The following is a 20472-nucleotide window of genomic DNA, read 5'->3' as shown; positions in this document are numbered from 1 at the left end:
AGTAGAATTTGTTATACTAAAGTTCATAATAATTAGGAAGAAGTGGTCAATGTGTTTGATTGGTTTCAATTAGCCAGTGAAAAAGAAAATAGAATGATTCAAATGCGTCGTTATATGCATCAATATCCAGAGCCTTCTTTTGAAGAAACGTGGACACATAACTACATTCTCAATCAGTTAAGTCATTTAGACTGTGAGATTGTGTCACCTGTAGGACGAAATGGTATCAAAGCAACTTTTAAAGGAAAAGAAAATGGCCCAACTATTGCATTTCGTGCAGACTTCGATGCATTACCAGTCCAAGAATTAAACGACGTTCCATATAAATCTAAAAACGATGGTTTTATGCATGCATGTGGTCACGATGGTCATACTGCTATTTTATTAGGTGTTGCTGAAATTGTTCACGAACATCGTCACTTATTAAAAGGAAATGTTGTATTTATTTTTCAATATGGTGAAGAGATTATGCCAGGTGGCTCTCAAGAAATGATTGATGATGGCTGTTTAAACGATGTTGATAAAATTTATGGTACTCATCTTTGGAGTGGCTATCCTACTGGTACAATTTATTCAAGACCAGGTGCAATCATGGCTTCTCCAGATGAATTCTCGATTACCATTAAAGGTAAAGGAGGACATGGGGCTAAACCTCATGAAACAATTGATCCAATTGTAATTATGGCTGAGTTTATACTAAGTGCTCAAAAAATCATTTCTCGTACCATTGATCCTGTAAAAGAAGCAGTATTAACCTTTGGTATGGTACAAGCAGGTTCTTCTGATAGTGTTATTCCAGATTCAGCATTTTGCAAAGGGACAGTACGTACCTTTGATACAAAACTGCAAGCTCATGTTCAAGAGAAAATGGATAAGTTATTACAAGGTCTTGCATTAGCGAATGATATCACTTATGACATGGAATATATTAGAGGGTATTTACCAGTTCATAATCATGAAGAAGCTTATGAAACAGTTAAACAAGCGGCAAATGATTTACATTTACGTTTTAATAAATCAGAATTGATGATGATTGGTGAAGACTTTTCACACTATCTAAAAGTCCGACCTGGTGCATTTTTCTTAACTGGATGTGGCAATGCTGATAAGGGTATTACAGCCCCACATCACAATCCGCATTTTGATATTGATGAAGCAGCATTTAAATATGCTGCAAGCGAATTTCTTAAAATCTTAGAACTTGAAAGCGTTTTTTAATTCTTTGTTAAATATGTATCGTAAACCTTAGAATATAAACGATTGAAACAGCTCATAGATAGTATTTATCTATGGGCTGTTTTATTAATATTTTTTACTAAATAAAAGTACAGTGAACTTAAGTCTTATTTTCAAATAAAAAAAGACTCCCTTATTGGGAGTCTTCTATATCAAATAATAAATTATTCGAAGATTTCAGTTACAACGCCTGATCCTACAGTACGTCCACCTTCACGGATTGAGAAACGAGTACCGTCTTCAATCGCGATAGGAGCGATTAATTCTACTGTCATTTCAACGTTGTCGCCAGGCATTACCATTTCAGTACCTTCTGGTAAGTTAACAACACCAGTTACGTCAGTAGTACGGAAATAGAATTGTGGACGATAGTTAGTGAAGAATGGAGTATGACGTCCACCTTCATCTTTTGATAAAACGTATACGTCTGCTTTGAATTTTGTGTGAGGTGTAATTGAACCTGGAGCAGCTAATACTTGACCACGTTGTACATCTTCACGAGCAACACCACGTAATAAAGCACCGATGTTGTCACCAGCTTCAGCGTAGTCTAATAATTTACGGAACATTTCTACACCAGTAACAGTTGTTTTAGAAGTTTCTTTGATACCAATAATTTCAACTTCTTCACCAACTTTGATTTGACCACGTTCAACACGGCCTGTAGCAACAGTACCACGACCAGTGATTGAGAATACGTCCTCAACTGGCATCATGAATGGTTTATCAGAGTCACGTTCTGGAGTTGGAATGTAATCATCAACTGCTTGCATTAATTCTAAGATTTTTTCTTCGTATTGAGCATCGCCTTCTAAAGCTTTTAAAGCTGAACCAGCGATTACAGGTACGTCGTCACCTGGGAAGTCGTATTCAGATAATAAGTCACGTACTTCCATTTCAACTAATTCTAATAATTCTTCATCGTCAACCATGTCAACTTTGTTTAAGAATACTACTAATGCTGGTACACCAACGTTACGTGATAAAAGAATGTGTTCACGAGTTTGTGGCATTGGACCGTCAGCAGCAGATACTACTAAGATACCACCGTCCATTTGAGCAGCACCAGTGATCATGTTTTTAACATAGTCAGCGTGTCCTGGGCAGTCAACGTGAGCATAGTGACGTTTGTCAGTTTGATATTCGATGTGTGCAGTATTGATTGTAATACCACGTTCTTTTTCTTCTGGAGCGTTGTCAATCATGTCATATGATTGTGCTACAGTGTCACCATTTTTAGCTAATACAGTTGCGATAGCAGCTGTTAAAGTAGTTTTACCATGGTCAACGTGACCGATAGTACCAATATTGGCATGTTCTTTTGAGCGATCAAATTTTTCTTTTGCCATTATTAAATCTCTCCTATTCTAGTTAAAGTTATTTCAATATTATCTCTCATGATAGTTACTCACTATCATGAGACATAATGATTGTTCTAAAAAGAATTCATAGTTCTTTTATAATGCATTTTGGATAAAAAATCAATTCATAAAGATGAATGCTTAATTAATAAGCTCAAGCTGTATTTTACCTAGATTTACTAGTTAAAACAAGTTATATTATTCACCTTTATTTTTTTTGATGATTTCTTCAGCAATTGATTTTGGAACTTCTGCATAATGGTCAAAGTACATAGTGTAAGTACCGCGACCTTGAGTGTTAGAACGTAATGAAGTTGCGTAACCAAACATTTCTGAAAGTGGTACATAAGCGTTAACAACTTGTGCGTTACCACGTGGTTCCATACCATCAACACGTCCACGACGAGCTGTTACGTCACCCATGATATCGCCCATGTATTCTTCAGGCATTTCGATTGTAACTTTCATCATTGGTTCTAAGATAACTGGATCACATTTCTTAGCAGCTTCTTTAAGTGCTAATGATGCAGCAATTTTGAAGGCCATTTCTGATGAATCGACATCATGGTATGAACCATCAAATAATTTAGCTTTAACATCAATTAATGGATAACCAGCTAATACACCGTTTTCCATAGCATCTTTAAGACCAGCTTCAACTGATGGAATGTATTCACGAGGAACTACACCACCAACGATAGCGTTTTCGAATTCGAAACCTGCGCCAGTTTCATTTGGAGTGAATTCAATATGAACATCACCATATTGTCCACGACCACCTGATTGACGAGAGAATTTACCTTGAACTTGAGCAGATTGTTTAAATGTTTCACGATATGAAACCATTGGTGCACCTACGTTACATTCAACGTTGAATTCTTTTTTCATACGGTCTACTAAGATATCTAAGTGTAACTCACCCATACCACCGATGATAACTTGTCCAGTTTCTTCGTCAGTATGTGCATGGAAAGTAGGGTCTTCTTCTTGTAATTTAACTAAAGCTTGAGTCATTTTATCTTGGTCAGCTTTAGACTTAGGTTCTACTGATAAGTGAATAACTGGTTCTGGGAATTCCATTGATTCCAAGATAATGTCATTTTTCTCACCACATAAAGTGTCACCAGTACCTGTTTCTTTAAGACCTACAGCTGCAGCGATATCTCCTGAGTAAACAGTGTCAATTTCTTGACGAGAGTTCGCATGCATTTGTAATAAACGACCTACACGTTCACGTTTATCTTTTGTTGAGTTTTTAACGTATGAACCAGATGTTAACGTACCTGAATATACACGGAAGAAAGTTAATTTACCAACATAAGGGTCAGTCATAACTTTGAAAGCTAACGCTGCGAATTCAGCATTATCGTCAGCTTTTGCAATGACTTCTTCATCAGGATTTTCAGCACGATGACCTACGATAGGTTTAACATCTAATGGTGATGGTAAGTAATCAATTACTGCATTAAGCATTAATTGAACACCTTTGTTTTTGAATGCTGTACCACAAAGTACTGGGTAGAATTCTACGTCAGTAGTTGCTTGACGGATAGCATTTTTTAATTCAGCTACTGAAATTTCTTCGTCACCAAGATATTTTTCCATTAATTCGTCGCTAGTTTCTGCAACTGCTTCGATTAAATTAGAACGAGCTTCTTCAGCTCTTTCTTTGTGATCTTCAGGAATTTCAATTTCTTCAATTTCTGTACCTAAGTCATTTGTATATTTGAAACATTTCATTTCAACTAAGTCAATGATTGCTTCAAATTCATCTTCGGCACCAATTGGTAATTGGATAGGTGCTGCATTTGCTTGTAAGCGATCATGTAATGTACTTACTGAATACTCAAAGTTTGCACCAAGTTTATCCATTTTGTTAACAAATACAATACGAGGAACACCATAAGTAGTAGCTTGACGCCAAACAGTTTCAGTTTGAGGTTCTACACCTGATTGAGCATCAAGTACAGTAACCGCACCGTCAAGTACACGTAATGAACGTTCAACTTCTACAGTGAAGTCTACGTGTCCTGGTGTATCGATAATGTTAACACGGTGGTCTTTCCAAGAAGCTGTTGTTGCAGCTGATGTGATTGTAATACCACGATCTTGTTCTTGTTCCATCCAGTCCATTTGTGAAGCACCTTCATGTGTTTCACCAATTTTGTGGATACGACCTGTATAATAAAGAATACGTTCAGTCGTTGTAGTTTTACCAGCATCGATGTGAGCCATGATACCGATATTACGAGTGTTTTTCAAAGAAAATTCTCTAGCCATTGTTTTTCTCCTTCCAGTTATTACTGAATAAGTACTATAGAATATGGCGATGCCCTAAGCATGAACCATTTTACTTGGTAAACCAATATGACGGAACACACTCAGGGTTAAAGCTTCAATCTTACCAACGATAGTGAGCGAATGCTTTGTTCGCTTCAGCCATTTTGTGAGTGTCCTCACGTTTTTTGACTGCACCACCTGTATTATTAGCAGCATCTAAGATTTCGTTAGCTAAACGATCTTCCATAGTTTTTTCACCACGAAGACGAGCGTAGTTTACTAACCAACGTAATCCTAAAGTTGTACGACGTTCTGGGCGCACCTCAACAGGTACTTGGTAGTTTGAACCACCTACACGACGCGCTTTTACTTCTAATACTGGCATAATGTTGTTAATAGCTTCTTCGAATACTTCTAAAGCATCACGACCACTGCGTTGTTCTACAAGGTCAAATGCAGAATAAAGAATTCTTTGTGCTGTTCCGCGTTTACCATCTAACATAATTTTGTTAATTAATTTTGTAACTAACTTAGAGTTATGAATTGGATCTGGTAATACGTCTCTTTTAGGTACTGATCCTTTACGAGGCATTATAAAGTCCTCCCTTCCTATTATAATATATTCTTAAAAATTGATAGTAAAATTTACACAATCTTAAACTTAATTTTTAGGTTTTTTAGTTCCGTATAATGAACGTCCTTGTCTACGTCCGTCTACACCTGAAGTATCAAGTGCACCACGTACAATATGGTAACGCACACCAGGTAAGTCTTTTACACGTCCACCACGTACAAGTACAACACTGTGTTCTTGTAAGTTATGGCCGATACCAGGAATGTATGCGTTGATTTCAATGTTGTTTGATAAACGCACACGAGCGTATTTACGTAACGCTGAGTTAGGTTTTTTAGGTGTCATTGTACCTACACGAGTACAAACACCACGTTTTTGAGGTGAGTTTAAGTTAGTAAATTGTTTCTTTTTACTATTGAAACCTCTGTTTAACGCTGGTGAATCTGATTTTTTAGATTTACTTTGTCTAGGTTTACGTACTAATTGATTAATAGTTGGCATTGAATGTCCTCCTCTCTTCATTTTTTAATTCCACACATCCAGGTGGTTCATTTTTAGGTTAAATAAAATTTAGTAAGTGTAAAAACTTACTAATTCTCATTCAATAACGCAACAATTGTCGCATTAACATTAATACCTACTGCTTTTCCTAAAGTCGATTTGCTTTCGAAATAAGTAATCGGTATGCTTTTATGATTGATTTGGCTAAATACTTGAGCTAATAAGTATATCTCAACATCTTTAGCAATAATCAATGATGCAACTTGATCTTTTTTCAACGCTTTTAACGTTTGTTTAAGACCAACTACAAAATGTTGTTTGTTAAAGCGTGCAACTTTTTCATTAGACATTAAATATCCTCCAAAGTTCTGCTTGCATCAACCTTTACAATAATAACACTTTATATAATAATTAGTCAACATTTTTTATCATTTTCTGTAAATATTAAAAGAAAAGAACTTGGAACAAATTAAAGTTCCAAGTTACTTTCACATTAATTACTCAGTCACTTCTGCTTCGTCAGCTTCAGCAACTGGAGTACCCACTTTATCGTATTTAACGTCACTATAACGTCTCATACCTGTACCAGCTGGGATAAGTTTACCGATAATAACATTCTCTTTAAGTCCAAGTAAGTCATCGCGTTTACCTTTAATAGCAGCATCAGTAAGTACACGAGTAGTTTCTTGGAATGAAGCCGCAGATAAGAAGCTTTCTGTTTCAAGAGATGCTTTAGTAATACCAAGTAATACTGGTTTTGCAGTAGCTGGGCGTTTACGTTCTTTAAACGCTTCTCTATTTGCATCAGTAAAGTTATGAATATCTACTAATGAACCTGGTAGAAGTTTAGTGTCACCAGCTTCAATAATTCTTACTTTACGTAACATTTGTCTAACCATTACTTCAACGTGTTTATCATCAATTTCTACACCTTGCATACGATAAACTTTTTGCACTTCTTTAAGTAAGTAGCTTTCAGTCGCGTTTAAACCAGCAACAGCTAAGAAGTTCTTAGGTTCAATAGAACCTTCAGTTAATACTTCTCCACGTTCTACTGATTGGCCAATTTCTACTTTAATTCTTGAAGTACCTGAAGCAAGATAAGATCTTGTTTCATTAGCACCTTTAATCACAATTTCTTGTTGACGATCTTTTGCTAATTTAATATCTTCAACGACACCTTCGATTTCAGTAATTACCGCTTGACCTTTAGGGTTACGTGCTTCAAAGATCTCTTGGATACGTGGAAGACCTTGAGTGATATCGCTTCCTGCTACCCCACCTGTATGGAAAGTACGCATTGTAAGTTGGGTACCAGGCTCACCAATTGATTGAGCGGCAATAGTACCAACTGCTTCACCTACTTCAACTTTTTCACCTGTAGCAAGGTTTTTACCGTAACATTTTTCACATACACCATGACGAGTATTACATGTAAATGCTGAACGGATATACATTTTTTCAATACCTGCATCTGTAATTTTCTTAGCAATTTCAGGTGTGATTAATTCATCAGGACGAATAATGATTTCATCCGTTTCAGGATGACGAATTGTTTCTTTAGAATAACGGCCTTCAATACGTTCGATAAATGGTTCAATCATTTCTGTACCTTCTTTAATATCAGAAACTAATAAACCACGGTCCGTACCACAATCTTCTTCACGAACGATAACATCTTGTGCAACATCAACAAGACGACGAGTAAGATAACCTGAATCGGCTGTTTTAAGTGCTGTATCGGCAAGACCTTTACGCGCACCATGAGTTGAGATGAAGTATTCTAATACTGTTAAACCTTCACGGAATGATGAAGTAATTGGTAACTCAATAATTTTACCTGATGGCGCAGCCATTAATCCACGCATACCGGCTAATTGTGTGAAGTTAGATGCGTTACCACGGGCACCTGAGTCACTCATCATAAAGATTGGGTTTGTTTTTTCAAGTGATTGCATTAATTCGCCTTGAATTTGATCTTTAGCATCTGTCCAAATTTCAACAACTGCATTGTAACGTTCATCTTCAGTGATTAAACCACGATTAAATTGTTTAGATACACGTTCTACTAATTTTTCGTGTTCATCTAAAATTTGTTGTTTATCTGGAAGTACTACGATATCAGATACACCAACTGTAATACCAGCTTTAGATGAGAACTTGAATCCTAAGTCTTTCATGCGGTCAAGCATCATTGATGTATCTGTGATGCTAAATCTGTTAAATACTTCAGCAATAATATTACCTAAGAATTTTTTGTTGAAAGGTGCAGTAAGTTCTTGCTCTTCGAAGTAAGCTTTAAGACCACCTTCACCTAATTGTGTTGGATCAACAAAATATTTATCAGGTGTTTTATCTTCTAAGTTTTCTTGAGTAGGCTCATTAATATATGCAAATGAATCTGGAATGATTTCATTAAAGATCACTTTACCTACAGAAGTAGCTAAAATTTTATTATTTTGTTCTTCTGTAAATGTAGGGTTATTAAGTGAACGCGCATGTAAACCTATACGAGTGTGTAGATGAACATAACCATTTGCATATGCTTTAAGTACTTCATTTGTATCATTAAAGATTATACCAGTATTTACAGCATCTTTACGTTCTAAAGTTAAGTAATAGTTACCTAATACCATATCTTGTGATGGTGTAACAACTGGTTTACCATCTTTAGGGTTCAAGATATTTTGTGCCGCTAACATTAACATACGTGCTTCAGCTTGTGCTTCTTTAGATAATGGTACGTGTACCGCCATTTGGTCACCATCAAAGTCAGCGTTATAAGCTGTTGTTACAAGTGGATGTAAACGGATTGCACGCCCTTCTACTAAAGTAGGTTCGAAAGCTTGAATACCTAATCTGTGAAGCGTTGGCGCACGGTTAAGTAATACTGGGTGTTCTTTAATGACATCTTCTAATACATCCCATACTTCATCATCCATGCGTTCAATTTTACTTTTCGCATTTTTAATGTTTGTTGCGATTTCACGTTGAACTAATTCTTTCATGACGAAAGGTTTAAATAATTCAAGTGCCATTTCTTTTGGAAGACCACATTGATACATTTTTAAGTTTGGTCCTACCGCGATAACTGAACGACCTGAGTAGTCAACACGTTTACCAAGTAAGTTTTGACGGAAACGACCTTGTTTACCTTTTAACATATGTGATAAAGATTTCAATGGTCTATTACCTGGACCAGTTACTGGACGACCACGACGACCATTATCGATTAGTGCATCTACTGCTTCTTGTAACATACGTTTTTCGTTTTGAACGATGATACCAGGAGCACCAAGATCTAATAAACGTTTCAAACGATTATTACGGTTAATAACACGACGATATAAATCATTTAAATCACTTGTTGCAAAACGTCCACCATCTAATTGAACCATAGGACGAATTTCTGGTGGAATAATTGGTAGTACATCTAAAATCATCCATGAAGGATTATTTCCAGAATTTCTAAATGATTCCACAACTTCTAAACGTTTAATTGCACGTGTTAATCTTTGTCCAGTTGCTGATTCTAATTCATCACGTAATGCTTTTAATTCTTCATCTAAGTCAATTTCTTCTAATAGGTCTTTAATACCTTCTGCACCCATTTTTGCTACAAATTGACCTGGGTATTTATCATAATATTCTCTGAATTCAGCTTCAGATAATAATGATTTTTTCTCTAATCCAGTTGGACCTGGATCTACAACCACATAAGAAGCAAAATAAATAACTTCTTCTAATGATCTTGGAGACATATCTAATAAAAGACCCATACGACTTGGGATACCTTTAAAGTACCAAATGTGAGAAACAGGTGCTGCTAATTCAATATGACCCATTCTTTCACGACGAACTTTAGATTTTGTGACTTCTACACCACAACGGTCACAAACCATGCCTTTGTAGCGTACACGTTTGTACTTACCACAACTACACTCCCAGTCTTTTGTAGGTCCAAAAATTCTTTCACAGAAAAGACCATCTTTCTCAGGTTTCAAAGTACGATAGTTAATTGTTTCTGGTTTTTTCACTTCACCATATGACCAAGAACGGATTTTTTCAGGTGAGGCTAAACCGATTTTCATATAATGGAAATTATTTACATCAATCAAGGAGCCTACCTCCTTCAATTTAGATTAGCTGTGCTATTTGATTGATTTACATTTACTGAAACTGACATCACATACATAAGATGCACATCAGTGCGCAATCTAAATCTTGATGAGATTAAAATTACGCAACTCATGTTTATTCATCTTAAATTTATAATTTTATTATTCGTTAGTTTCTTTTTGAGTTTCTGGAACATCTTTTTGTTGTAAATCTACTTTGCGCTCAGTTGCATCTTCATCATCAACATCGGCCATTTCGATTTCATTATCATGTTCATCCATAACTTTTACATCTAAACCTAAACTTTGTAATTCTTTCATCAATACTCGGAATGATTCAGGAACACTTGGTCTTGAAATGTTTTCACCTTTAACGATAGATTCGTATGTTTTAACACGACCTACAGTATCGTCAGATTTATAAGTTAAGATTTCTTGTAATGTGTATGCTGCACCATAAGCTTCAAGTGCCCATACCTCCATCTCACCGAAACGTTGTCCACCGAATTGTGCTTTACCGCCAAGTGGTTGTTGTGTAACAAGTGAGTAAGGTCCAGTTGAACGCGCATGCAATTTATCGTCAACCATGTGAGCAAGTTTAAGCATATACATTACTCCAACAGAAATACGATTATCGAATGGTTCACCAGTACGTCCATCATATAATACTGTTTTACCATCACGTGCCATACCAGCCTCTTCGATTGTAGACCATACATCATCGTCGTTTGCACCATCGAATACTGGAGAAGCAACATGAATACCTAAGTTTTTAGCAGCCATACCTAAATGTAACTCTAAAACTTGTCCAATGTTCATACGTGATGGTACACCTAGTGGGTTTAACATGATATCGATTGGACGTCCATCTGGTAAGTAAGGCATATCTTCTTCAGGAACAATCTTAGAGATAACCCCTTTGTTACCATGACGACCACACATTTTATCCCCAACATGGATTTTACGTTTTTGAACGATATATACACGAACAAGTTGGTTCACACCTGGTGATAAAGTATCATCGCCTTCTTCACGATTAAATACTTTAACGTCTAGAACGATACCACCTGCACCATGTGGCACACGTAATGAAGTATCGCGAACTTCTCTTGCTTTTTCACCAAAGATAGCGTGTAATAATCGTTCTTCTGCAGTTAATTCTGTGACACCTTTTGGCGTTACTTTACCAACTAAGATATCTCCATCTTTAACTTCTGCACCGACGTATATAATACCACGATCGTCTAAGTTTTTAAGTGCATTTTCAGAAACGTTAGGAATATCACGTGTAATTTCTTCAGGTCCTAATTTAGTATCACGTGCTTCAGATTCGTATTCTTCAATATGAATTGAAGTATATACATCGTCTTTAACTAATCGTTCACTCATGATAACGGCATCCTCATAGTTATATCCGTCCCAAGTCATGAAACCTACAACGACGTTACGACCTAATGCCATTTCTCCTAATTCCATTGAAGGACCATCAGCTAAAATTTCATTGTATTCTACAACGTCACCTACAGAAACGATTGGACGTTGGTTATAACAAGTACCAGAGTTTGAACGTTTAAATTTAGCTAATGGGTAACGGTCTAATTCGCCTTCATGTTCAGTTCCATTTTCCTCAACTAAACGACGAACTAGGATTTCATTAGACTCAACATGTTCAACACGACCTCTATGTTTTGCAGTAATTGCTGCACCAGAGTCACGAGCTGCCACATGTTCCATACCTGTACCCACAAATGGAGCTTCAGGATTCATCAATGGTACTGCTTGACGTTGCATGTTCGCACCCATTAACGCACGGTTAGAGTCATCGTTTTCAAGGAATGGGATACAAGCTGTCGCTGCTGATACTACTTGTTTAGGTGATACATCCATGTAGTCCATTTTTTCTTTTGCCATAACAGTATTGTTACCACGGAAACGACATACCACTTCATCATCTAGGAAACGACCATTTTCATCTAAACGAGAATTGGCTTGTGCAACTACATAGCTATCTTCTTCATCAGCAGTTAAATAATCAATTTGATCAGTAATTGAATTTGTATCAATATCTACTTTACGATATGGTGTTTCGATAAAACCAAATTCATTTACACGTGCATAACTAGATAATGAGTTAATTAAACCAATGTTTGGTCCCTCTGGTGTCTCAATTGGACACATACGACCATAGTGAGAATAGTGTACGTCACGAACTTCCATTTGTGCACGTTCACGTGTTAAACCACCAGGTCCTAAAGCAGAAAGACGACGTTTATGTGTTAACTCTGCTAATGGGTTAGCTTGGTCCATGAATTGAGACAATTGAGAACTACCAAAGAATTCTTTAATTGAAGCAATTACAGGTCTAATATTAATTAATTGTTGTGGTGTAATTGAATCAGTATCTTGAATAGACATTCTTTCGCGAACGACACGTTCCATTCTAGATAAACCAATTCGGAATTGGTTTTGTAACAGTTCACCTACTGAACGTAAACGACGATTACCTAAATGGTCAATATCATCTGTATAACCAATACCATTCAATAAGTTAAAGAAATAACTCATTGAGGCAATAATATCTGCTGGTGTAATACATTTCACTTCTGAATCAGGTAATGCATTACCAATCACTGTTGTAGTGCGTTCTTCTTCATCATTTGGAACATACACTTTAATTGATTGAATTTCTACAGGTTCATCAATAACGCTACCTTCTAACTCGAACACTTCACTGTTTGCATTTGACTCTAAAACATTCATAATTTCGTCTAATTTACGACGATCTAAAACTGTTCCTTCTTCAGCAACAATTTCACCTGTTTCGCTGTCAACGATTGGTTCAGCTAATTTTTGGTTAAATAAACGATGTTTTAGGTGTAACTTTTTATTTGTTTTATAGCGACCAACACTTGCTAAATCATAGCGTTTAGGGTCGAAGAAACGTGAATATAATAAGCTTTTTGCGTTTTCAACTGTTGGTGGTTCACCAGGACGTAAACGTTCATAGATTTCTAATAAAGCTTGTTCAGTATTTTCAGTACTATCTTTTTCAAGCGTATTACGTAAGTATTCACTATCTCCTAATAAATCGATAATTTCTTGATCACTAGAGAATCCTAAAGCACGTAATAATACTGTTAAAGGTAATTTACGTGTTCTATCAATTCGAACGTAAACGATGTCTTTAGCATCTGTTTCATATTCTAACCACGCACCACGGTTTGGAATAATCGTTGCGTCGTAATTTTCACGTCCATTTTTATCTATTTTTTCATTAAAATATACTGATGGTGAACGTACTAATTGTGAAACGATAACACGTTCTGCACCATTAATTACGAACGTACCAGTATCCGTCATCAATGGGAAGTCACCCATGAAAACTTCTTGTTCTTTAACTTCACCAGTTTCTTTGATAATGAGACGTACTTTAACACGAAGAGGTGCAGCATAAGTAGCGTCACGGTTTTTTGATTCTTCTAAATCATATTTTGGTTCACCTAATCTATAATCCACAAATTCTAAAGATAGGTTTCCAGTGAAATCTTCAATTGGTGAAATATCACGGAACATTTCTAATAAACCTTCTTTTAAGAACCAGTCATAAGATTTAGTTTGAATTTCTATTAAGTTAGGTAATTCTAATACTTCTGAAATTCTCGCATAATTTCTACGTTTACGATGTCTTCCATATTGGACAACTTGACCTGCCAAACAGATTCACCCCTCAAATATTGTGTTGAACTTATACACAAAATTTCACATAACAAGACAAAAAGAAAACGGCAACACAATTGATGACACCATTTTCGATTCTTCTCTTATTCTTGTTTATCGTGCTCAATTTGCGTAAAAGTACACACTTGTTGAACATAAATTTTTACATTTTATAACTATATCAGAATACCATTTTGAAATCAACCTTTTTGGCTCTTCAATATATAGTACCCTTTACTTTTGTTCACAGTTTCTACATTATTAAATATTTCTTCCATTTTCTTTTTAGCAGAAGGCATACCTTGCTTTTTCTGAATGACAACATAGAGTTCACCTTGATTTTTTAGCTTTTGATATGCTTCTTCAAAGATTCGATGAACAACATTTTTCCCAGCTCTAATTGGTGGATTTGTTAATACAAAGTCAAAGTATTCATTCTCAACTTGTGACAAACCATCACTTTCTGTAATGATGACATTATCAATTTGATTTTGCTTTTTGTTCTTTTCAGCTAAATGTAAAGCTCGATGATTCACATCCACCATAGTCATTTGATGGTGTGGTGACACTTTAGCAATCATTAAACCAATAGGACCATAACCACAGCCAACATCAATGATACGTTTACTTGGACCTGGTGGATGTTCATTTAAAAACGTTTGTACTAATAAATCAGACCCAAAATCTACTTTTCCTTTTGAAAAAACGCCCGCATCTGTCGTTAGTTTTAACTGAGATTTATGATAAAAGTATTGAATTGTTTTTTCATCACTTTGTACTTCAGGATTTTCATCATAATAGTGACTCATGATTTCACCTCTTTATTTGTTCATCAATTTTATTAGAAAATGAATTAAAACCCCGTTATCAACAATAACGGGGTTTTAATTTCTCAAAGAATGCAAGTAATCATTAACGCTTTCACTCTAAAGTGACTAAGTTAAAATGATTTACTTATATATTAAGTTAAGATACTAGAATTATTTTAATTCTACAGTAGCTCCAACTTCTTCTAATTGTTCTTTAAGTTTTTCAGCATCTTCTTTAGCAACAGCTTCTTTGATTACTTTAGGAGCGTTGTCTACTAATTCTTTAGCGTCTTTTAAGCCTAAGCCAGTTGCTTCTTTAACTGCTTTAACAACTTTGATTTTTGAAGATCCAGCTGAAGTTAATTCAACGTCAAATTCAGTTTTTTCTGCGCCAGCGTCTCCGCCACCAGCTGCACCAGCTGCTGCTACAGGAGCTGCTGCTGTTACACCAAATTCTTCTTCAATTGCTTTTACTAAATCGTTTAATTCTAATACTGACATTTCTTTAATTGCTTCAATGATTTGTTCTTGATTAGCCATTTTATTATTCCTCCATTTATTTTAAAATTTTATGCGCAATTATTCAGCGCTTTCTTCTTTTTGTTCTCCAACAGCTTTAACCGCATAAGCGAAGTTGCGTACTGGAGCTTGTAATACTGATAAAAGCATAGATACAAGACCATCGTGTGAAGGTAATGAACCAACAGTTTTAACTTCTTCTGCTGAGATAACGTTACCTTCCATAACGCCTGTTTTAATTTCTAAAGCTTCATGTTCTTTAGCAAATCCTGAGATCACTTTCGCTGGAGCAACTACATCATCAGTAGTTGTAGCGATAGCTGTAGGACCAGTTAAGAATTCATCTAAGCCTTCGATACCTGCTTTTTCAGCTGCACGACGAACTAATGTGTTTTTGTATACTTTATACTCAACACCAGCTTCACGTAATTGAGCACGTAAATCAGTTACTTCCGCAACAGTTAAACCACGGTAGTCCACGATAACAGTTGAAACTGAATTTTTAAGTTGCTCAGCGATAACGTCAACTTGTTGTTTTTTAGCTTCAATAATAGCAGACATTCAGACACCTCCATTTTTATTTTTGGTGCTTTTTTAATAAAAAAAGCACTTTCTACCCACGGCAAAAAGTGCTTGAAAGATCATTATAATAATCATCACGTTCAAGTCAATTTTAGCCTCGGTAGGATATTGTTTTAAGTTAAAAATTAACTCCTACTGTCTTAGGTAAAATAATCACAATAAATAATATAACTTGTTTATTGTAATATGTCAATTGTTTTTTTGAAAAAAGACTGGAAGAAAATGTATCTTATCTTTTTCAAAATAAGCAATTATTATCTACCAGTCTATAATCTATTAATATATTTAAAATTAAAGTTTAAATGCTGAAGTATCTACTTTAACTCCAGGACCCATTGTTGTAGTTACAGCAACAGATTTGAAGTAAGTACCTTTAGCAGATGCTGGTTTAGCTTTAGCTAAAACATCTTGTAAAGCATTAAAGTTTTCAACTAATTTTTCTTCGTCGAAAGATACTTTACCAATCGTAGCATGTACGATACCTGCTTTTTCAGCACGATATTCAACTTTACCAGCTTTAATTTCTTCTACAGCTTTTTTAACGTCCATAGTTACTGTACCAGTTTTAGGGTTTGGCATTAAACCTTTAGGTCCTAATACACGACCTAATTTACCAACTTCACCCATCATGTCAGGTGTAGCTACTACTACGTCAAAGTCGAACCAACCTTGTTGGATTTTTTGAGCATATTCAGATTCACCTACGTAATCTGCGCCTGCTTCTTCTGCTTCTGTAATTTTATCACCTTTAGCGAAAACTAATACACGTTGTGATTTACCAGTACCGTTTGGTAGCACTACTGCACCACGGATTTGTTGGTCATTTTTACGTGTATCAATACCTAAACGGAATGCTACTTCAACTGATGCATCAAAGTTAGCGATACTAGTTTCTTTAGCTAATTTAATTGCTTCTTCAACACTATAGTATTTAGTACGGTCAACTTTATTAGCTGCTTCTTGATACTTTTTACCTTTTTTAGCCATTTATTGTTCCTCCTTTAGTGGTTTTAGCGGAATTTCCTCCCACGCTTACTTGTGTGATTTACACAAGTTAAGAGCAGATAACAGATGATGTCAATAATAAATATTAATTTACTAAAGACTAATCATAGACAATATATGTTGTCGTTTCTGTTACCTGCTATCGTCTATCAGTTTATTTCAAATTCAAACTCATTTTCATTTAATAATTATTGTACAGTGATACCCATACTACGTGCAGTACCTTCGATAATACGCATAGCTGCTTCTTCGTCTGCAGCGTTTAAGTCTTGCATTTTTGTTTGAGCAATTTCACGTACTTGATCTTTAGTTACTGTAGCAACTTTAGTTTTGTTTGGTTCACCAGAACCTTTTTCAACGCCAGCTGCTTTTTTAAGTAGTACTGGAGCCGGTGGAGTTTTAGTAATGAATGTAAATGAACGATCTTCATATACACTGATTTCTACCGGAATGATTAAACCTGCTTGTTCTTGTGTACGTGCATTGAATTCTTTACAGAATCCCATGATGTTCACACCTGCTTGACCTAATGCTGGACCAACTGGTGGTGCTGGGTTCGCTTTACCTGCAGGAATTTGTAATTTAACTACTTTTTCTACTTTTTTAGCCACGATGTGCACCTCCTTGATATCGTGATGTGGTCACAGGGCTCAGTTTTGCCCTCCCACTCATAAACATTTCGTGACGAAATGAGCGTTCTAAAAACGCGACCACATTATTTTAACATTAAACTTAATTAAAAATCAATAGTAAAATTTCATCTTTTTAAGCAAATCATACTTTATAATTTAAAATGATTATAATTTTTCTATTTGATCGAATTCTACTTCAACTGGTGTTTCTCTACCAAACATATCGACTAATACAGTTAATTTAAATTTATCTGCTTCGATTTCTTGAACTTCACCAACTTGATTTGCAAATGGTCCTGATTTGATGCGGACTTGTTCACCTACATCTAATTCTACATCAATTGTTTTTTCTTTAAGTCCCATTTGTTTTAAGATAAATCTCATTTCTTCAGGAAGTAATGGATTAGGTTTTGAACCTGCACCTGCTGAACCAACAAATCCTGTGACACCTGGTGTATTACGTACAACATACCATGATTCATCTGTCATAATAAGTTCTACTAAAACATACCCAGGAAATGTCTTTTTAACTTGTTTTTTTGCTTTCCCATCTTTAACTTGTGTTTCTTCCTCTTCAGGTATGACAACTCTAAAAATTTGCTCTGTCATATTCATTGATTCTACTCTTTTTTCTAAATTCTTTTTAACTTTATTTTCATATCCAGAATACGTATGCACTGCGTACCAACGCTTAGTCCCAACTTCTTCAGACATGTTGTCACTCCTTACTCTTATCTAAATAATTCAATTAAATTACCAATACCTACGTCTAATACCCAGAAAAAGACCATAAAGAAAATTACTGTAGCTACTACAATGACAGTATATTTAAAAAGTTCTTCTTTCGTAGGCCAACTTGTTTTTTCCATTTCGCTTTTAACGCCTTGGAAGAAACTTTCTTTATTCTTACTTGCGTCTTTATCTTTAGCCATAACCTTACCTCCATGCTCTTCAAAGTATATACTTATAAACTCATTACTTTGATTCTTTATGCATCGTGTGTTCATTACATCTGGAACAATATTTCTTCAGTTGTAATCTCTTAGCTGATGTTTCTTTTTTAGGTACATTATAATTTCTGCTACCACACATTTCACAAACTAAAGGTACTTTTCTCACATCAATTCACCTTTGCTCATATTAATACCAGTATACTATACATAAACTTATAATAAACTGTCAAACTCGTACTAAAATACTTAACATTTGTATTTTAATAAATATTGTTTCATTTTTATTTTACAACGTTGAATACTATTGTAAACTACTTTATCTTTTACATTTAGTCTTTTCGCTATTTCTGATGGGGAATAATCAAGTAGAAGTAAATTTGCAACTTCTCTTTCAAACATACTTAACTTCTTAAAACTATCTATCAAGTCTTCTTTACTTAATCTAGTTAAATATAGTTCTTCCGTCCTTTTTATCATTTGATTCAAACGATATTCTACTACACATTCATTGATTAACAATTGTTGACGTTGATTAAACGCATAACGTTTTCTCCAAAAATCTTTTTTTACAGAATAAACTAAACGATTTAAATAATGTTCGAATGGAACATTCGTATTAAAATTAAATGTGTATAAAGCTAAATATATCTTTAACGAGGTATCTTGAATTAAATCTTCCAGTTCTTGATGATCTATACCTAGCATTCTAAACTTCATCATAAGTTTAGGACGTATCACATTCATTATATTTGCGAATAACTGTTCTTTCTCCAATGTATTTTGGCTATATTGAAAAGCTTTAAATATATCTTCTAGTTGTCGAAAATGATAAGTCATATACAAAACCTTTCTTTATAAGTTAGGCACATTGTATAAGACGCATCTTTTAAATATCAAGACTGTATTATTTATGTTTTTTACCATATCCTCGTCGTATTTTTTCAAATTCTGCAAGTACATCTTTTGATAACGAAATTCGAGTTCTTGGTTTACGTTCATTAAAATCATCTACTGATTTACTAACCGTCATTGCATTCTCTTTTAAATCTCGCCACATTTCTCTAGATGAAACACGATATGCACCTGCTCCAAAAATAGCATGTTGCTCGCTCATATCGCTAGTCACTACTGTAATATGTGTCGTATGTTTATTGTATAAATTATATACATAACGCTCAATATAGCTATCTGCAGTTTCTTTTTCTTTCGTAAAAACTGTTTTAACACCATGATACATGTATTCTCTTTCTATACCAGATTGTTCATATGCATCAAATACACATACAATCTCATCAGCGACAACTGCATTGTAATTGGCAATCACATCTAAGAGTTGTTCACGTGCTTCCTCTAAACTTTCTCTTGCTACTTTATTCAATTCCCTTGATTGACCAATCATATTGTAACCATCAATAATTAGATATCTATCTTTCATTGGGTGTCTCCAATTTGATGTCGTTTTCGATAGACTTCATACATCATTAAACTAGCAGCTACAGAAGCATTTAAGCTATTAACATGGCCTACCATAGGAATTTTAATATAGAAATCACATTTATCTTTAACCAATCTACTCATACCTTGCCCTTCACTACCAATTACGATAGCCAATGGCATATCAGCAGCCATATTGCGATAATCTGTAGCATTATCCGCTTCAGCTCCTGCTACCCAATATCCATTATCTTTCAGCTCATCAATTGTTTTTGATAAATTTGTAACACGCATCACTGGGACATGTTGAATCGCACCTGTTGACGCTTTTGCGACAGTTTGTGTGAGCGCAACAGAACGTCTCTTAGGGATAATCACTCCATCTACTCCACTTGCATCTGCCGTTCTAATGATCGAACCAAGATTATGTGGGTCTTCTAAACCATCTAAAATAATTATTGTAGAAAGGCCTTCTTTTTCTTTTTGAGATTGAATAAACTGATCAAAATCTGCATATTCGTATGGTGCAATCAGTGCAGCTACACCTTGATGAGGTGCATTTGCTAAATTATCTAATTTGGATTTTGGAACAGTTTGTATAATCAATTTCTGTGCTTTAGCATTTTTTAAAATATCATTAATTTGCTGCTTTCTTATTCCTTCTTGTATCCAAATTTTATTTATTGTATGACCAGACACAATTGCTTCTTTAACAGCGTGTCTACCGACAATAACGATATCTTCCACTATG

General features: G+C 35.1%; 19 protein-coding genes and 1 other annotated feature. Of the genes, 1 reads left to right on the top strand and 18 read right to left on the bottom strand.

Annotated features, from left to right (window positions below):
• The first annotated feature begins 51 nt into the window (after positions 1-51).
• On the top strand, positions 52-1218 hold the full coding sequence (locus ACO6VN_RS15050; protein ID WP_017175322.1) for a M20 family metallopeptidase: 1167 nt from the start codon (positions 52-54) through the stop codon (positions 1216-1218).
• Between the two features lie 182 nt (positions 1219-1400).
• Here the strand turns inward: ACO6VN_RS15050 and tuf are convergent, their stop codons facing one another.
• From tuf to rlmB, 18 genes are all read right to left on the bottom strand, one after another.
• Positions 1401-2585: an elongation factor Tu gene (gene tuf / locus ACO6VN_RS15045; protein WP_017175321.1), complete on the bottom strand. Its 1185-nt coding sequence runs from the start codon at positions 2583-2585 to the stop codon at positions 1401-1403.
• 210 nt (positions 2586-2795) lie between these two features.
• Entirely contained in the window at positions 2796-4877 is a 2082-nt protein-coding gene (gene fusA, locus ACO6VN_RS15040; protein WP_017175320.1) for an elongation factor G, read from the bottom strand.
• Positions 4878-4998: 121 nt separating this feature from the next.
• On the bottom strand, positions 4999-5469 hold the full coding sequence (gene rpsG / locus ACO6VN_RS15035) for a 30S ribosomal protein S7 (protein ID WP_001137495.1): 471 nt from the start codon (positions 5467-5469) through the stop codon (positions 4999-5001).
• Positions 5470-5538: 69 nt separating this feature from the next.
• Positions 5539-5952: a 30S ribosomal protein S12 gene (rpsL, locus tag ACO6VN_RS15030; RefSeq protein WP_016931318.1), complete on the bottom strand. Its 414-nt coding sequence runs from the start codon at positions 5950-5952 to the stop codon at positions 5539-5541.
• 89 nt (positions 5953-6041) lie between these two features.
• Entirely contained in the window at positions 6042-6302 is a 261-nt protein-coding gene (locus tag ACO6VN_RS15025; RefSeq protein WP_070859263.1) for a ribosomal L7Ae/L30e/S12e/Gadd45 family protein, read from the bottom strand.
• Positions 6303-6449: 147 nt separating this feature from the next.
• Positions 6450-10070, bottom strand: coding sequence for a DNA-directed RNA polymerase subunit beta' (gene rpoC, locus ACO6VN_RS15020; RefSeq protein WP_048761998.1), 3621 nt, complete (start codon positions 10068-10070; stop codon positions 6450-6452).
• Positions 10071-10232: 162 nt separating this feature from the next.
• Positions 10233-13784 (bottom strand): DNA-directed RNA polymerase subunit beta, encoded by a 3552-nt coding sequence (rpoB, locus tag ACO6VN_RS15015; protein WP_002449020.1) that lies wholly within the window; start codon positions 13782-13784, stop codon positions 10233-10235.
• 203 nt (positions 13785-13987) lie between these two features.
• Positions 13988-14596, bottom strand: a complete 609-nt coding sequence (locus ACO6VN_RS15010; protein ID WP_002449036.1) for a class I SAM-dependent methyltransferase — start codon at positions 14594-14596, stop codon at positions 13988-13990.
• A 171-nt stretch (positions 14597-14767) separates the two neighbouring features.
• Entirely contained in the window at positions 14768-15136 is a 369-nt protein-coding gene (gene rplL / locus ACO6VN_RS15005) for a 50S ribosomal protein L7/L12 (RefSeq protein ID WP_002488409.1), read from the bottom strand.
• Positions 15137-15175: 39 nt separating this feature from the next.
• Complete coding sequence (gene rplJ / locus ACO6VN_RS15000) at positions 15176-15676, bottom strand: 50S ribosomal protein L10 (RefSeq protein ID WP_002449049.1); 501 nt, start codon at positions 15674-15676, stop codon at positions 15176-15178.
• A 30-nt stretch (positions 15677-15706) separates the two neighbouring features.
• Positions 15707-15860, bottom strand: a sequence feature (ribosomal protein L10 leader region).
• Positions 15861-15988: 128 nt separating this feature from the next.
• Positions 15989-16684 (bottom strand): 50S ribosomal protein L1, encoded by a 696-nt coding sequence (gene rplA, locus ACO6VN_RS14995; protein WP_017175315.1) that lies wholly within the window; start codon positions 16682-16684, stop codon positions 15989-15991.
• Positions 16685-16890: 206 nt separating this feature from the next.
• The gene (rplK, locus tag ACO6VN_RS14990; RefSeq protein WP_001832298.1) at positions 16891-17313 is read right to left on the bottom strand and encodes a 50S ribosomal protein L11; all 423 of its coding nucleotides are present in this window, start codon (positions 17311-17313) and stop codon (positions 16891-16893) included.
• A gap of 186 nt (positions 17314-17499) precedes the next feature.
• Positions 17500-18048 carry a transcription termination/antitermination protein NusG gene (gene nusG, locus ACO6VN_RS14985; protein WP_017175314.1) on the bottom strand — a complete coding sequence of 183 codons (549 nt, stop codon included), beginning with the start codon at positions 18046-18048 and terminating at the stop codon, positions 17500-17502.
• A gap of 17 nt (positions 18049-18065) precedes the next feature.
• The gene (secE, locus tag ACO6VN_RS14980) at positions 18066-18266 is read right to left on the bottom strand and encodes a preprotein translocase subunit SecE (RefSeq protein ID WP_017175313.1); all 201 of its coding nucleotides are present in this window, start codon (positions 18264-18266) and stop codon (positions 18066-18068) included.
• Positions 18267-18309: 43 nt separating this feature from the next.
• The gene (rpmG, locus tag ACO6VN_RS14975; protein ID WP_049336738.1) at positions 18310-18453 is read right to left on the bottom strand and encodes a 50S ribosomal protein L33; all 144 of its coding nucleotides are present in this window, start codon (positions 18451-18453) and stop codon (positions 18310-18312) included.
• An 80-nt stretch (positions 18454-18533) separates the two neighbouring features.
• Complete coding sequence (locus ACO6VN_RS14970; RefSeq protein WP_265848484.1) at positions 18534-19124, bottom strand: sigma-70 family RNA polymerase sigma factor; 591 nt, start codon at positions 19122-19124, stop codon at positions 18534-18536.
• A gap of 67 nt (positions 19125-19191) precedes the next feature.
• Positions 19192-19722, bottom strand: coding sequence for an NYN domain-containing protein (locus ACO6VN_RS14965; RefSeq protein ID WP_265848483.1), 531 nt, complete (start codon positions 19720-19722; stop codon positions 19192-19194).
• Positions 19719-20468 (bottom strand): 23S rRNA (guanosine(2251)-2'-O)-methyltransferase RlmB, encoded by a 750-nt coding sequence (rlmB, locus tag ACO6VN_RS14960; protein WP_037541103.1) that lies wholly within the window; start codon positions 20466-20468, stop codon positions 19719-19721. The genes ACO6VN_RS14965 and rlmB overlap by 4 nt, the downstream gene beginning before the upstream one ends.
• Positions 20469-20472: the final 4 nt, after the last annotated feature.

This window comes from Mammaliicoccus sp. JADD-157 (genome assembly GCF_049310805.1).
Classification (GTDB): Bacteria; Bacillota; Bacilli; order Staphylococcales; family Staphylococcaceae; genus Mammaliicoccus; species Mammaliicoccus lentus.
Note: the sequence above shows the minus strand (reverse complement) of the source record. Positions and strands in the feature narration are given on the sequence as shown.